Source organism: Arthrobacter sp. MDT1-49-2 (genome assembly GCF_059090185.1).
Window position 1 is genome coordinate 359,612 of the sequence record NZ_JBNHFK010000002.1, and the last position, 13,797, is coordinate 373,408.

A 13,797-nucleotide genomic window follows, 5' to 3' on the forward strand; every position below is an offset into this window, starting at 1 on the left:
CGTCCGGGGTTCCCAGACAGGGCCAAGTCCCTAGACTGGAACGAAGGCCGCTCCAAGGAGAACCGGCGACCGCCGGTGCCGGCCGTGAGCGAAGTGGAGAAGCCCATGAGCGAGCAGGGCAACGAGGACAAGAACCGGACGCATCCGCAGCAGCCGGCGGAGGGCAACGGCAAGGACGAGAAGAGCGAGGAACAGGCTCACGCCCAGGAACCTGCCGAGGGCGGCGAGGACCAGACCTAGGCACCGGGTGCCCCGCCGGGCACCTGTCACGACGCCTGCACCTGTCACGTCGCGACACGTCCCGGAATGCGGAACAGGCCCCATCCCGCCAGTGAAGCGGCGGGAAGGGGCCTGTTCCGTGAAACGGAGGTGCGGTGTTACGGATGTGCGGTCTTGCTGAGGTGCGGTATAGCTGAAGCGCTGTGTTGCTGGGACTCCGGCCTAGGTGGCAGCTGCACGCGGCGCGGAGCTTTTGGCTGCATCCATTACGTCGGCGTCACTGCTGTGATCGATGACGGGGCCGGTGCCGGCGATTTCGCGCAGCTGTGCAATTCCCGCCGCGGCGTCCTGCTTGGTGTCAAAAGTGGTGGACACCGCCATCAGCGTCCCGTCGCCGGCAATGAGCTTGATCCGGTAACTTCCCTCGTGGGCGTCCACCAGCTTAAAGTAGCCCGACATCACTTACCTCCTTGTAAGGGTTTATCAGTGACTTCAATAGTAAGCGACCTTATGGCTTTGCGAATCCCCCCTCAGCCAATCCGGGTAGCGCGAAACCGAATCGTGACCTGTTCCTAGACTGGGACCATGGCCGACACCCTCACTCCCGAGCAGCGCAGCCGGAACATGTCCCGCATCCGGGGCAAGGACACCAAGCCGGAGCTCTTGGTCCGCCGCCTCCTGCACGCCGCCGGATACCGGTTCCGGTTGCACGGCAGCTACGGCCCCGCCCGCTTGCCGGGGAAGCCGGACCTGGTGTTCGCCGGCCGCCGGAAGGTCCTGTTTATCAACGGGTGTTTCTGGCATATGCACTCCTGCCGGGCCGGGCAGCATGCCCCGCAATCCAACAGCGCGTTCTGGTCCGCGAAACGAAACCGCACGGTGGAACGGGACGCCGCTGCCAAGGCCAGCCTTGAACAAGCGGGCTGGGAGGTCTTGGTGGTGTGGGAATGTGAACTGAAGGAGCTGAGCGCAGTGGAAGGGCAGCTGCGCGCCTTTCTCGGTTTGCCGGGACGGGCGGGGTTCCCACGCACGGCACTAGACTCAAGGACAAACCCTGGCAGTACGGACAACGAAGGCGGCACAGTATGAGCAGTTCCGGCAAAGGTCAACGCGGAGTCCTTTTCGATGTGGATGGCACGCTTGTGGATTCCAACTATCTGCACGCTGTCTGTTGGTGGCAGGCCTTCCGGCGGATGGAGCATGACGTTCCCATGTCTGCCATTCACCGCAGCATCGGGATGGGCGGGGACAAACTCGTGGAACACCTCCTCGGTGAGGACCGCAACAAGGATGAGGACGAAAAGCTCGACAGCACCCACGGCGCCATCTTCTCCACCTGGTGGCCGTCACTGCGGTCCTTCGACGGTGCCGGGGACCTGCTCAAGGCGTGCGCCGGCAAGGACCTGACCGTGGTGCTGGCATCCTCCGCTTCCGAGGCTGAGTTGAAGTTCCTGCGCACCGTGATCGACGCCGATTCGGCCATCAGCGGAGCCACAAGCTCCGGCGATGCCGACGCCAGCAAACCTTCCCCGGACATTTTGGAGGCGGCACTGGAATCCGGCGGACTGGACGCAGCGGACACTGTGTTTGTGGGCGATTCCGTCTGGGACGTCAAGGCGGCCGGCAAGCTCTCCATCCCCACCATCGGCCTGACCTGCGGCGGCACCAGCGAAGCCGAATTGCGCGAGGCCGGTGCCGAGGAGGTCTACGAGGATCCCCGCGCACTGCTTGCGGCATTGGACAGCAGCCTTCTGGGCACGCTGATCAGCCGCGACTGATCCCCCTGAAGAAGCTCTACCGAGAGGACACCGTGACTACTGAACCCACCGGACCAGACAATGACGCCGAGGACCCGCTGGGTCCGAGCGCTCCTGCTCCCGGGCCCACCGGAGAGCCCCGCACGCCGGGAAGCGCACCGCACTCGGCCGGGAACATCCGCGAGGATCAAGGCACCCATGCGGCCGGAAGTGTGCCGGCCTCACCGGACCAGGCAGACGAGGCAGAAGAAGCGGACCGCCCCGGCAACCCCGGCTAGCGTTTCCGCGACGGGGGCGGGACGCCGCCTTACTTCATGAGTCCGGCGGCTTACTTCAGGAGCCCGGCGGCCCGCAGGGCGTCAGCCATGGCGCCGGTGGGTGCCGTGTTCCGTGGGGTGCCCCTGGCTGCCTTCGCAGCGGGCGTGGACGCAGACGACGGCGACGCTCCCGTTTTGGCGGGCTTGCCAACTTCGGCCCGGGACGGTTTCCCGGCGCCCGCTTTGGCTGGCTTCCCCGTGTCACCGCGGACCGGCCGGACGGATCGCTTGGCTCCGGTGCTGCCTGCCGCTGCTTCCGGCACCGGCAGGCGCCGGGGGCGGCCGCCCGCGGAGCCCTCGGCGTCGTCGAGCCTCAGCGTCAGCGAAATGCGTTTGCGCTCCGGATCCGCTTCGAGCACCTTGACCTTGACCACCTGCCCGGATTTCACCACCTCACGGGGATCGGAGATGAAGTTGGTGGACATGGCGGAAATGTGTACCAGGCCGTCCTGGTGCACTCCCACGTCCACGAAGGCACCAAAGGCGGCTACGTTGGTGACCACGCCATCCATGATCATGCCCGGACGCAGGTCCGAGATCTTTTCAATCCCCTCCGAGAAGGTGGCGGTCTCAAACGCCGGGCGGGGATCGCGCCCGGGCTTGCGCAGTTCGGAAATGATATCCAGCACGGTGGGCAGGCCCACGGACCCGTCCACGAACGCGGCCGGATCCACGCCGTCCAGGGGTGCCCCTGCCGCGCTCATGGTGGCCCCGGCCGCGGCAAGGACCTTGCGTGCCGTGGGGTAGGACTCCGGGTGCACACTGGTCCCGTCCAGCGGTTCGGTCCCGCCGGTAACCCGCAGGAAGCCAGCGCACTGTTCAAAGGCCTTGGCACCCAGCCGCGGAACCTTCACCAGGTCCCGACGCCGCGTGAACGGTCCGTTGGCGTTGCGGTAGGCCACAATGTTCTCGCTCAGCAGCGGACCGACGCCGGCCACCCGGGTCAGGAGCGCAGGCGAGGCCGTATTCACATCCACCCCCACGGCATTGACGCAGTCCTCAATCACCGCGTCGAGGGACCGCTCGAGTTTGGCCGGGGTGACGTCGTGCTGATATTGCCCCACGCCAATGGATTTCGGATCAATCTTCACCAGTTCGGCCAGCGGGTCCTGGAGCCTGCGGGCTATGGACACTGCTCCGCGCAGCGACACATCCATGCCCGGCAGCTCAGCGGAGGCCAGCGCCGAGGCCGAGTAAACCGACGCACCCGCCTCGGAAACCACGAGCTTCCGCACGGAGGTGTCTGCCGGCAGCATGCGGATGAGTTCGGCGGCCAGTTTGTCCGTCTCACGGGACGCGGTGCCGTTGCCGATGGCAATGAGCTCGACGCCGTGCTTCCGGACCAGCCCGGCAAGCGTTGCCAGGGCCTCGTCCCACCGCCGCATCGGTGCGTGCGGGTACACGGTGTCCGTGGCCACCACCTGACCGGTGCCGTCCACCACGGCCACTTTGACGCCGGTGCGCAGTCCGGGGTCCAAGCCCAGCGTGGCCCGGTTGCCCGCCGGTGCCGCCAGCAGGACATCGCGCAGGTTGGCAGCGAACACCCGCACGGCCTCGGTTTCCGCGTCGGTGAACAGGCGGACCCGCAGGTCCACGGAGAGTTTGGCCAGGATCCGGCGCCAGGCCAGCTGCACGGTTTGCAGCAGCCAGGCATCCGCCGGACGTCCCCGGTCCGCTACGCCCAGTCGGGCTGCCACGGACCGCTCATAGCGGGACCTGGCGTTGGCGAGAGCCTCGGCATCGGCCGGGTCTCCCTCGCTGAGGGACAGCTCCAGGATCCCTTCCTTCTCACCCCGGAACAGCGCCAGGACCCGGTGTGAGGGCATCCCGGACGGGGACTGGGAAAAATCGTAGTAGTCGGTGAACTTGCGCCCTTCGGCTTCCTTGCCGGGACGGACCTGCGAGCGCATCCGGCCCTGCCGCCAGAGCTTCTCCCGCTGCTCGGTCAGCAGATCTGCATCCTGGGAAACACGCTCAATCAGGATGGCGCGGGCACCGGCGAGCGCCTCGGCGACGTCGGGGACTCCGTCGCGCAGGTAGGCGGCGGCCTCCGCCTCAGGGGACCGCCGGGGATCGGCCAGCAGCGCATCGGCCAGCGGCTCCAAGCCGGCTTCGCGGGCGGTCTGGGCCTTGGTGCGCCGCTTGCTGCGGTACGGCAGGTAAATGTCTTCGAGCCGGGACTTGGTGTCGGCAGCGGCAACGGCGGCACGCAATTCGGGGGTCAGTTTCCCCTGGGCTTCCACCGCTGCCAGGATGACCCGGCGCCGGTCCTGGAGTTCACGCAGGTACCTCAGCCGCTCATCGAGCTCGCGCAGCTGGGCGTCATCCAGGGTGCCGGTGGCTTCCTTGCGGTACCGGGCGATAAAGGGAACGGTGGCTCCGCCGTCGAGCAGATCAACCGCTGCACGGATCTGCCAGGGCGCCACCCCCAATTCGGCAGCCAGCTGGGCAATGACCTCGGAGTCGCCGGTGGGGGCGGAGGGAACGGACGGGGCGGGGGCGGGTGCTGCGCTAAGACTCACCCGCCCAATTGTTCCCCATCGCTTCCGCCGTGGCGAGGTCAGGCGGCGGGCCGCTAGTCCTCCGCTGTGAATAGCCGGCGCCGTGCGCTCAGCAGCTGAACTTCCGGCCGGGCAGCGACCAACCGTTCAGCGGCGTCGAGCACCTCCACCACATGCGTCCGGTCGGCGGCCACCAGGCCCACGCCCACTGCGGCCCTGCGGTGCAGGTCCAGTGACCCGACCTCGGCCACGGAAACATCGAACTTCCGCCGCAGCTCGGCGAGGAGGGGCCGGACGAGTGAGCGTTTTCCCTTCAGCGAGTGCACGTCGCCCAACAGCAGGTCCAATTCCAGCGCCCCGATCCACATCCTTCCATCCTTGCCGCCGGGCCGGATCCTGTCACGCCCCGGGCCTGCGGGCGTGCGGGGCCCGGTGTTATGTTCGAAGCATGGCTTCTCCGCTTCCTTCATCACGGTCCCCCCGGCGGCGTAACCTCCTCTCCGGAGCCCTTTTCGGCATTGGGGTGGCTGCTTTCGTGGATGAAGTGGTCTTCCACCAGCTGCTGCAGTGGCACCACTTTTATGACCGGTCCACTACCGCAGCCGGCCTGTTTTCGGACGGCCTGTTCCACGCCTTCGGATGGTTCGCCGTGGTGGCAGGGTTGTTCCTGTTCGCGGATCTGCGCCGCTGGCACGAGGTCATCCCACAACGCTGGGGCGGCGGAGTCCTGCTGGGCGCCGGCGCCTTCCAGCTGTATGATGGAACGGTGCAGCACAAGCTGATGGGGTTGCACCAGATCCGCTATGACGTGGACCTGCTGGTGTATGACACGGTCTGGAACACGGTGGCCGTGCTGATGGTGCTGGCCGGGGCCCTGCTAACGCGGCGCACACGCGCCGCCGTTCCCCGGACCGCGGACACCAGGACCGATGCATAGCCACGGCGACGGCGGTTTCCCGGCGGAGTCGCTCTTTTTCATTCCCGCCGTTGTGGCACTGGTGGCGTACTGGGCCGGGGCGCTCTCACCGCGGTCGGGCAGCTGGCCCTGGCACCGCACTGCGTTCTTCACCCTAGGGGTAGCCGCGGTGCTGGTGACCGTCCTGAATCCCCTGGCCGAACTTTCGCACACCGATTTCGCCGTGCTGAGCCTGTCCCACCTGTTGGCCGGCATGGTCTCGCCGCTGCTCCTGGTGCTTTCGCGGCCTTTCACCCTGGCCCTGCGGACCCTGGATGTTTTCCCCGCGCGCCGGCTCTCCCGCCTGCTGCGAAGCGGGTTTGTGCGCTTCATCGGCAATCCCGTCACCGCCGCCATCCTCAATACCGGCGGCATGATCCTCATGTTCCGCACCGGGTTACTGGATGCCATGCAGGACTCCATGCCGGTGCACTGGCTGGTCACCTTCCATCTGCTGGCCGCCGGGTACCTGTTCACCGCCGCGATCATCGGCCGGGACCCGTCCCCGCACCGGGCCGGTTACCGGCTGCGTGCCGTGGTCCTGATCCTCTCCATTGCCGCCCACAACATCCTGGCCAAGGGCATCTACGCCGACCCGCCGCCTGGCATCGAACCAGCAGCTGCGGAACAGGGCGCCCTGGTCATGTACTACGGCGGAGCCGCCGTCGAACTGGTGCTGATTGTGCTGCTCTGCCGGCAGTGGTACCAATGGTCCCGGCCGCGCGGCCGAGTCGCATCGGGGACCCATCATCAGTAAGCTGATTAGCTCATGCCGGCAGGAGCCGGCCCGGTACGCCTGAAGGATCATGAATGAATATCACGCGGGAGACCCTGGTCAGAACGGCGTCGGAGATCTTCGGCTGGGACACCCCTCGCGAAGGGCAGCTGGAGGCCATGGCCGCCGTGGCGCAGGGCCGGGATGTCCTGTGCGTGATGCCTACCGGTCACGGCAAGTCCGCGGTGTATCAGGTGCCGGCGTTCGCTTTGCCCGGCATCGCCGTCGTTATTTCGCCGCTGATTGCACTCCAGCGCGACCAGGCTGACGGGATCAACGCGGCCGCCGGCGCCACCCGCGCCTACGTTCTCAATTCCAGCCAGCCGCAAAGCAGCATTGACGCAGCCTGGGCCGCGGCCGAGGACCGGAATGAGGAGACCAGGGCCAAGTTCCTGTTCCTCGCCCCGGAACAGCTGGCCCGCCAGGAGGTCTCCGACCGCCTCAAAGGCCTGGATGTTTCCATCCTGGTGATTGACGAGGCGCACTGCGTTTCGACCTGGGGCCATGACTTCCGGCCGGATTATCTTCAGCTGGGTGGACTGTCGCAGGCACTGGGCAGGCCCGTAGTGGCGCTGACGGCCACCGCCGCTCCCCCGGTGCGGGCCGAGATAGCCGAGGTACTGCAGCTCAAGGACCCGTTCCTGATTGCCCAGGGGTTCGACCGGCCCAACCTGCACCTGGCCGTCCACATGCATGTTGAAGCCGAGGACAAGCGCCGGGCGGTCATGCAAAGCGTCGCGGAGCTCACCCACCCGGGACTGGTCTACGTGGCCACCCGCAAGGAGACGGAGCAATACGCCGCGGACCTGGCAATGGCCGGTCTGCGGACGGCGCCCTATCACTCGGGCCGGCCCGCAGGGGAACGCAAGGAGGTCCATCAGCAGTTCCTCGATGACCAGCTGGACGTGGTGGTGGCCACTACCGCTTTCGGCATGGGGATCGACAAACCCAATGTGCGTTACGTGGTGCATGCCGGCATTCCGGATTCCATTGACAGCTATTACCAGGAGATCGGCCGCGGCGGGCGGGACGGCCTGCCCTCCGCTGCCGTGCTGCACTACCGCCCCGAGGATCTGGGGCTGCGGCGTTTCTTTGCCAGCAAACGGCCGGATGAGAGCGCCCTGCGCCAGCTGCTGGCGGCACTACGCGCCCAACGCGGCCCCATCAAACAGGCACAGCTTGCCGAGAAGCTGGGCGTCAGTGGCAGGAGGCTTTCCGGATTACTGAACCTGCTGCAGGAAGCCGGTGCCGTAAGCCTGTCCAAGCGCGGCTACAAAGCGCGGAAAATGGCGCCCAACGACGCAGTGGACGCAGCCATGGACTACGCCGAACGCCGTGAGAACATCGACCAGTCCCGGGTGGATATGGCCCGTCAGTATGCCGAGACGTCCGGTTGCCGCCGCCAGTTCCTGCTTGGCTACTTCGGTGAGGAACTCCCCGAACCGTGCGGGAACTGCGACAACTGCGACAGGGCTGCCGCGGAGGGCGAGGCCGTGGATGATGCGGCGCCCCGCACCGGGGCAATGGAGGATCCATTCCCCCTGCAGTCCGCCGTAAGGCACGCCGAGTGGGGGCCCGGCGTCGTGATGAGCTACGAGAATGACACGGTAACCGTGCTCTTCGAGTCCACGGGATACAAAACACTGTCGGTGGACCTGGTCCTGGAAAAAGGCCTCCTGGAGCCGCTCAACCAGTAGCTTCAGGCAACCGTCAGGGTGTACCGGGCATTGTGCGGGAGATCACCATCCCCTAAGAATGGACTATGACGGTTACCCTCAGGTCCTTGGAAACTGCAATTCCTCCCACTGTCCTGGTGCAGGATGAAGTCCGCGACACGTTTGCAGCGCAACCGGGCCTGACCCGGCTGGGCGAACGGCTGGTCCGCACCTGTTTCAACTCCGCTGCCATCGATACTCGGCGAACTGCCCTGGCCGAGCTGTCACTGAATGACACCTCGGAGAATCCCAAGTTCTACGATGCCCGCAGCGGGTTGCTGCTGAAGCCAAGCACCAAGACCCGCAACGACATCTTCGCTGTTGAGGCCACCAAGCTTTTCATCGAAGCAGCAGAGAAGGCACTGGACGCCTGCGCCGGGATTTCCGCGGCAGACGTCACCCACGTCATCACCGTCTCCTGCACCGGGTTCTTCAACCCGGGGCCGGACTACAAGGTGGTCCGCGCCCTGGGACTGAATCCCTCAGTGCAGCGCTACCATCTGGGCTTTATGGGCTGCTATGCGGCCTTCCCAGCGATGCGGGCCGCGAAGTCCTTCTGCGAGGCCGATCCGCAGGCCGTGGTGCTGGTGGTCAGCGCCGAGCTTTGCTCACTGCACGTCCGCACCTCCAATGATCCGGACGCCATCATGGGGTCCTCGCTTTTCGCGGACGGCGCGGCCGCGGCCATCATCACCGCCCGCGAGGACCTGCCCGTCACCGGGCCGGCCATCCAGCTGGACCACTTCGAAACCGTCCTCACTCCCGTGGGCGAGGAATCCATGGCGTGGAACATCGGCGACGAAGGTTTTGAAATGGTGCTGGGGACTTACGTTCCGCACATTATCGACGATCACATTGTCGGTGCCCTCGAACCCCTGCTGGCGCACGACCAGTCAGTGGACGGCCGCGCCTACCGCGAGATAGAGCACTGGGCCATCCACCCCGGCGGCCGCAGCATCCTGGACAAGGTCGAGACGAAGCTTGAACTCAGCGAGGAACAGCTGCTGCCGGCCCGCGAGACCCTGCGCACGGTGGGCAATATGAGCAGTGCCACCGTGCTCTTTGTGCTCAAGCGGATCCTGGAACTGCCGTTCAACGGCGGCAACGAACGGATCTGCTCCATGGCCTTCGGACCGGGTCTGACCGTGGAGACGGGCTTGTTCACCCGCGTCGGCGGCCCTGTGCAGCCCGACGGCGCCGGTCAGGCGGACCGCGCCGCGCCGCTGGGCGTTCCCGCAGCCGTATGACGCCAGGCTTCCCGTTCCTGGCGGAGCGGGCGGTGGACGCGGTGGAGGAAATGGACCGCCCGGATGCCGACCCGCGCCGCCTCGAACGCACCTATGCCCAGTTCTGGCTGATCAACGCGGTGGTTTCGGGGTGGCGGCGCAACTATGTCCGTTATCTTCGTCCCCTCTTCCGCGAGACAGGTGGCGGGAGCCTGTTGGATATCGGCTCCGGCGGCGGCGACGTCGCCCGCAGCCTGGCCCGCTGGGCCCGGCAGGACGGATTCGCCCTGGAGATTACCGGAATTGATCCGGACCCGCGGGCGCACGCCTTCGCCTCCTCCCGGCCGGCGGTCAAGGGACTCACGTTCCGGCGCGCGTTCAGCTCTGAACTCGTGGCCGAGGGACGGGTTTTCGACGTGGTGATTTCCAACCACATGCTGCACCACCTCACGCCGGAACAGCTGCAGGCCCTGCTCGCGGATTCACGGCGGTTGGCCCGGCAGCTGAGTCTGCACAGCGACATTGAACGCAGCCCGTGGGCCTATGCCCTCTTTTCGGTGGGGACCCTGCCCTTTTTCCCTGGGTCATTCATCCGCGCCGACGGATTGACGTCAATCCGCCGCAGCTTTACCCGCGAGGAACTGCTCACGGTGACCCCTCCGGGATGGCAGGCACGCCAGCACCGGCCCTGGCAGAATCTGTTGTTCTGTCCGCCGCCCGGCGCGGTTCCCGGCCAGGCACGGGAAGGGTGGTGATCCGCGTGCCGACGGCCCCGGTCAACGCCGCTTTCCCAGTGTCCCCGCCCGAATCGTCCCTGTCCCGCGTGCCGCGGCCAGCCGCCGACGTCGTGATTGCCGGCGGCGGACCGGTGGGGGTATATCTGGCCATCCTGCTGCTGCAGGCCGGGATTTCGGTCCAGGTGCTGGAACAGCGGCAGGTGCGCAGTGCGCATTCGCGTGCCATCGGCGTGCATCCCCCGGCGCTCGAATCCCTGGCCCTGGCCGGGATCGCCGGCGCCATGACCCGCGAAGGCGTGCAGATCAGCCACGGCGAGGCCCGAAGTGCGGGACGGACCGTGGCCCGGCTGGGGTTCTCCGCCGCCTCCGCCCGCTACCCGTATGTCCTGACCCTGCCGCAGCTGCGGACCGAAGAACTATTGCAGGAGAGGCTGCAGGCCCTCGACCCGCAGGCACTGGTCCGCGGCGCACGGGTTGAATCCTTCCAGCAGGACGGACCCTCCGTCCGGATCCGCGGGACGGCCGCCGGAGCAGCATTCACCTCCACAGCATCGCTGCTGGTCGCGGCCGACGGCGCCCGTTCATCCGTGCGGGAGGCGCTGGGGACACCGTGGTCCTCCCGCCTGCTTCCGGATACCTATCTGATGGGCGATTTTCCGGATGAGACGTCCGACGGTCCGCTGGGGGTTCTGTATCTGGAACCGGAGGGAATTGTTGAGTCTTTCCCCCTGCCGGGAGGACTGCGCCGCTGGGTGGTCCACACGGACGCGCTGGCCGCGGATGCCTCCGCCGCCGACCTGGCGGCCATGGTGCAGCACCGCACCGGCCAGCGGGTGGACGCCGGCCGGAACTCGATGCTCAGCGCCTTCGGAGTGCGGATTGGCCGGGCGGAACGGCTGGTCCAGGGCCGGACGGTGCTGATCGGGGATGCGGCCCATGTGATCAGTCCTATTGGCGGGCAGGGCATGAACCTGGGCTGGCTGGATGCCGCGGCCGTGGCACCGCTGATCGCCGCTGCCCTGCAGGGCGAACCGGTAGGTGCACGGCTGCGCGGCTTTGAACGGGACCGGCGCCGGGATGCGGTGGTGGCATCGGCCCAGGCCCGGGTGAACATGGTGCTGGGCCGCCCGTTGCCTGCCGGCGTGATGGCCCTGCGCAACGCCGGGCTGGAAAGGTTGTTCCGCAGCCCGGCGCTGGCCAGGGCAGTGGCACGCCGTTTCACCATGCAGTAGCCGGCGCCGGCGCACCTCTTTGCGTTGCTCTGTCGAGCCGGTGCTATTTCTTCGGGACCGTGCTACTTCTTCGGTACGGTGCTATTTCTTAGGTGCCGTGCCTGCGTCGCCGGCGTCCGCCGGCGACGCATCGGTTTCCGAGGTACCGGCAGCCGGGACTGCGGCCATGGCCCCGGTCTGCAGCATGTCGCTGCCCCCGGTCAGGCCGGGCTCCACCGGGTTGGCGGAGGTGGGCTTAATGTCCAGGGTCCGGCGCAGCGCCTGTTCCTTGATAAACAGCACCGCTATCAGGGCAATCACGGCAACCGCTGCCGCAATGCGGAAGAGATCAGCGGTTCCTTCGGCGTAGGCAATCCGGAAGAACGTCTGCACCTGCGCCGGCAGTTCGGCGATGTCCAGGGTGGCAGTGGTTCCGCCGCCCTCGGTCGGGATTCCCGCACCGGTCAGTTCCTGCGTCACGCGCCTGCTGACCGAATTGGACAGCACGGCGCCCAGGACGGAGACGCCGATGGCGCCGCCGACGGTGCGGAAGAAGGCGACGGAAGCGCTGGCGGAGCCGACGTCGGTCACCTTCACCGTGTTCTGGACCGCCAGGACCAGGTTCTGCATCAGCAGGCCCATACCGACACCGAGGATGAAGATGAACAGGCTGACCAGGACCATCTCGGTTTCGTGGTCGATGATGCCGGCGAGCGCGGTGCCGATGATCACCAGGATGGTGCCGATGATCAGGTAGCGCTTCCACTTGCCGAAGCGGGTGATCAGCAGGCCGGATCCCACGGAGCCGAGCAGGTTGCCGGCAATCATGGGCAGCATCAGCAGACCGGCTTCTGTGGGGGTGAAGCCGCGGGCCAGCTGGAAGTACTGGCCCAGGAAGGTGGTGGAACCGAACATGGCGATGCCGACAGCTACCGAGGCGACGATGGCCAGGGCGGTGGTGCGCTGGGTGATGATCTTCAGCGGAATGATGGGTTCGGAAACCTTGGACTCTACGAATACCAGCAGGGCCAGCAGGACCACGGAACCGCCCACCATTGCGGCTGTCTCCCAGGACCACCAGTCGTAGTAGCCGGCCTTGCCGGCGAAGGAGACCCAAATCAGCAGCAGCGAGATCCCGGCGGTGAGCAGGATGGAGCCCAGCCAGTCGATCCGGGCCTGGCGGCGCACGTGTTCCAGGCGCAGCGTGATCTGCAGCAGGATCAGGGCGACGACGGCGAGGGGTACGCAGAGGAAGAAGGTCCAGCGCCAGCCCAGCGGGCTGTCCACGATGAAGCCACCCAACAGCGGGCCGCCCGCGGTGGCCACCGCCATCACGGCACCCATGTAGCCGGAGTACCGGCCGCGTTCACGCGGCGGGATGATGGACCCGATGATCGCCTGTGCCAGGGCGGTGAGTCCACCCATGCCGAGGCCCTGGATCACACGGGCCGTCAGCAGCAGCTCCATGTTGTGTGAGAACCCGGCCAGCACCGAGCCGGCCACGAAAATCACAATGCTCAGCTGCACCAGCAGCTTTTTGCTGAACAGGTCAGCGAGCTTGCCCCAGATCGGGGTGCTCACTGCGTTGGCGAGCAGGGCTGCTGTGACCACCCAGGCGAAGTCCGTCTGGGTTCCGTGCAGGTCGCCCATGATGGTGGGCAGTGCGTTGGCCACGATGGTGGTGCTCAGCATTGCGGTGAAGAGTGCGGCGAGCAGGCCGGTCAGGGCCTGCAGGATCTGCCGGTGGCTCATTTCACCGGGTACGTGTTTTGTCCTGGCCTTTTTGGCTGTTTTGGTTTCGGTCACTTAGCTGTTTGCTCCTGCGGAGTAGGCATCGGATCGGACGGGTCGGCTGCTGGCCGGGCCGTGCTGCCGGTGCGGAAGGAAGAGAAGAGGGTCTCGGAGAGTGCCCCGATGGAATCTGATGCCGCTTGGGCCTGATCCTCGGACCAGTCGGAGAGGGTTTGCTGCAGAACGGCTGCCCGGCGTGCCAGTGCCTGCGCCAGGACTGTCTCTCCCAGTTCGGAGAGGCTGATGAGATAGGCACGGCGGTCCTGGGGGTGGGGGCGGCGCCGGACGTAGCCGAGCTCTTCCAGCTCGGCGACGTGGCGGCTGAGCCCGGCCGGCCCGATGCCCAGTTTCGCGGCGAGTTCGGTGGCCCTCAGTTCACCGTCCTCGCCGATCATGCGCATGACACCCTGCAGGGCCAACCCGGGCCCGCCGCTGTCTGCGCTGAGCTGGGTGACGCAGCGCAGGGCACGCTGAAGGGCGAAGATTTTCCGGGTCAGGTCTTCCGCCGTTGCCTGCTGCACGGACATGGGATTCCTCCGGACGGATCGATAGTTGACCTAGGCAACTATACGCGGGAATTTGGCTAGGTCAAC

Annotated in this window: 15 protein-coding genes; 10 read left to right on the forward strand and 5 right to left on the reverse strand. The window is 66.7% G+C overall.

What is annotated here, in order from left to right:
- The first annotated feature begins 105 nt into the window (after positions 1-105).
- On the forward strand, positions 106-240 hold the full coding sequence (locus tag AC5RTS_RS04190; protein ID WP_493990815.1) for a hypothetical protein: 135 nt from the start codon (positions 106-108) through the stop codon (positions 238-240).
- A 201-nt stretch (positions 241-441) separates the two neighbouring features.
- On the opposite strand, the gene AC5RTS_RS04195 is transcribed toward AC5RTS_RS04190, so the two are convergent.
- The gene (locus AC5RTS_RS04195; RefSeq protein WP_493990816.1) at positions 442-678 is read right to left on the reverse strand and encodes a YegP family protein; all 237 of its coding nucleotides are present in this window, start codon (positions 676-678) and stop codon (positions 442-444) included.
- A gap of 126 nt (positions 679-804) precedes the next feature.
- Between AC5RTS_RS04195 and AC5RTS_RS04200 the strand changes: the two genes are divergently transcribed.
- The 3 genes from AC5RTS_RS04200 to AC5RTS_RS04210 are packed head-to-tail and all read left to right on the forward strand — an operon-like array spanning position 805 to position 2,254.
- Positions 805-1,308 carry a very short patch repair endonuclease gene (locus tag AC5RTS_RS04200; RefSeq protein ID WP_493990817.1) on the forward strand — a complete coding sequence of 168 codons (504 nt, stop codon included), beginning with the start codon at positions 805-807 and terminating at the stop codon, positions 1,306-1,308.
- The gene (locus AC5RTS_RS04205; protein ID WP_493990818.1) at positions 1,305-1,997 is read left to right on the forward strand and encodes an HAD family hydrolase; all 693 of its coding nucleotides are present in this window, start codon (positions 1,305-1,307) and stop codon (positions 1,995-1,997) included. Before AC5RTS_RS04200 ends, AC5RTS_RS04205 begins: the two co-directional genes overlap by 4 nt.
- Positions 1,998-2,029: 32 nt before the next feature.
- Positions 2,030-2,254 (forward strand): hypothetical protein, encoded by a 225-nt coding sequence (locus tag AC5RTS_RS04210; protein ID WP_493990819.1) that lies wholly within the window; start codon positions 2,030-2,032, stop codon positions 2,252-2,254.
- A 50-nt stretch (positions 2,255-2,304) separates the two neighbouring features.
- Here the strand turns inward: AC5RTS_RS04210 and AC5RTS_RS04215 are convergent, their stop codons facing one another.
- Complete coding sequence (locus AC5RTS_RS04215; protein WP_493990820.1) at positions 2,305-4,815, reverse strand: Tex family protein; 2,511 nt, start codon at positions 4,813-4,815, stop codon at positions 2,305-2,307.
- Positions 4,816-4,868: 53 nt separating this feature from the next.
- Positions 4,869-5,162, reverse strand: coding sequence for a DUF503 domain-containing protein (locus AC5RTS_RS04220; protein WP_493990821.1), 294 nt, complete (start codon positions 5,160-5,162; stop codon positions 4,869-4,871).
- 80 nt (positions 5,163-5,242) lie between these two features.
- Between AC5RTS_RS04220 and AC5RTS_RS04225 the strand changes: the two genes are divergently transcribed.
- From AC5RTS_RS04225 to AC5RTS_RS04250, 6 genes are all read left to right on the forward strand, one after another.
- Positions 5,243-5,731: a DUF2243 domain-containing protein gene (locus tag AC5RTS_RS04225; protein ID WP_493990822.1), complete on the forward strand. Its 489-nt coding sequence runs from the start codon at positions 5,243-5,245 to the stop codon at positions 5,729-5,731.
- Positions 5,724-6,506 (forward strand): cytochrome c oxidase assembly protein, encoded by a 783-nt coding sequence (locus AC5RTS_RS04230; RefSeq protein ID WP_493990823.1) that lies wholly within the window; start codon positions 5,724-5,726, stop codon positions 6,504-6,506. The genes AC5RTS_RS04225 and AC5RTS_RS04230 overlap by 8 nt, the downstream gene beginning before the upstream one ends.
- Positions 6,507-6,559: 53 nt before the next feature.
- Entirely contained in the window at positions 6,560-8,221 is a 1,662-nt protein-coding gene (locus tag AC5RTS_RS04235; RefSeq protein ID WP_493990824.1) for a RecQ family ATP-dependent DNA helicase, read from the forward strand.
- A gap of 65 nt (positions 8,222-8,286) precedes the next feature.
- Positions 8,287-9,486: a type III polyketide synthase gene (locus AC5RTS_RS04240; RefSeq protein ID WP_493990825.1), complete on the forward strand. Its 1,200-nt coding sequence runs from the start codon at positions 8,287-8,289 to the stop codon at positions 9,484-9,486.
- Positions 9,483-10,220 (forward strand): class I SAM-dependent methyltransferase, encoded by a 738-nt coding sequence (locus AC5RTS_RS04245; RefSeq protein ID WP_493990826.1) that lies wholly within the window; start codon positions 9,483-9,485, stop codon positions 10,218-10,220. Before AC5RTS_RS04240 ends, AC5RTS_RS04245 begins: the two co-directional genes overlap by 4 nt.
- A gap of 5 nt (positions 10,221-10,225) precedes the next feature.
- The gene (locus AC5RTS_RS04250) at positions 10,226-11,434 is read left to right on the forward strand and encodes an FAD-dependent oxidoreductase (RefSeq protein WP_493990827.1); all 1,209 of its coding nucleotides are present in this window, start codon (positions 10,226-10,228) and stop codon (positions 11,432-11,434) included.
- 81 nt (positions 11,435-11,515) lie between these two features.
- Here the strand turns inward: AC5RTS_RS04250 and AC5RTS_RS04255 are convergent, their stop codons facing one another.
- Positions 11,516-13,219, reverse strand: a complete 1,704-nt coding sequence (locus tag AC5RTS_RS04255; RefSeq protein ID WP_493990828.1) for an MDR family MFS transporter — start codon at positions 13,217-13,219, stop codon at positions 11,516-11,518.
- The gene (locus AC5RTS_RS04260; protein ID WP_493990829.1) at positions 13,216-13,731 is read right to left on the reverse strand and encodes a MarR family winged helix-turn-helix transcriptional regulator; all 516 of its coding nucleotides are present in this window, start codon (positions 13,729-13,731) and stop codon (positions 13,216-13,218) included. Before AC5RTS_RS04260 ends, AC5RTS_RS04255 begins: the two co-directional genes overlap by 4 nt.
- Between the last annotated feature and the right edge of the window lie 66 nt (positions 13,732-13,797).

Coding starts and splice junctions, on each gene's coding strand:
- AC5RTS_RS04235 (WP_493990824.1), top strand. CDS start 6,560: ATGAATATCACGCGGGAGACCCTGGTCAGAACGGCGTCGGAGATCTTC.
- AC5RTS_RS04230 (WP_493990823.1), top strand. CDS start 5,724: ATGCATAGCCACGGCGACGGCGGTTTCCCGGCGGAGTCGCTCTTTTTC.
- AC5RTS_RS04190 (WP_493990815.1), top strand. CDS start 106: ATGAGCGAGCAGGGCAACGAGGACAAGAACCGGACGCATCCGCAGCAG.
- AC5RTS_RS04225 (WP_493990822.1), top strand. CDS start 5,243: ATGGCTTCTCCGCTTCCTTCATCACGGTCCCCCCGGCGGCGTAACCTC.
- AC5RTS_RS04245 (WP_493990826.1), top strand. CDS start 9,483: ATGACGCCAGGCTTCCCGTTCCTGGCGGAGCGGGCGGTGGACGCGGTG.
- AC5RTS_RS04240 (WP_493990825.1), top strand. CDS start 8,287: ATGACGGTTACCCTCAGGTCCTTGGAAACTGCAATTCCTCCCACTGTC.
- AC5RTS_RS04220 (WP_493990821.1), bottom strand. CDS start 5,162: ATGTGGATCGGGGCGCTGGAATTGGACCTGCTGTTGGGCGACGTGCAC.
- AC5RTS_RS04195 (WP_493990816.1), bottom strand. CDS start 678: ATGTCGGGCTACTTTAAGCTGGTGGACGCCCACGAGGGAAGTTACCGG.
- AC5RTS_RS04200 (WP_493990817.1), top strand. CDS start 805: ATGGCCGACACCCTCACTCCCGAGCAGCGCAGCCGGAACATGTCCCGC.
- AC5RTS_RS04205 (WP_493990818.1), top strand. CDS start 1,305: ATGAGCAGTTCCGGCAAAGGTCAACGCGGAGTCCTTTTCGATGTGGAT.
- AC5RTS_RS04260 (WP_493990829.1), bottom strand. CDS start 13,731: ATGTCCGTGCAGCAGGCAACGGCGGAAGACCTGACCCGGAAAATCTTC.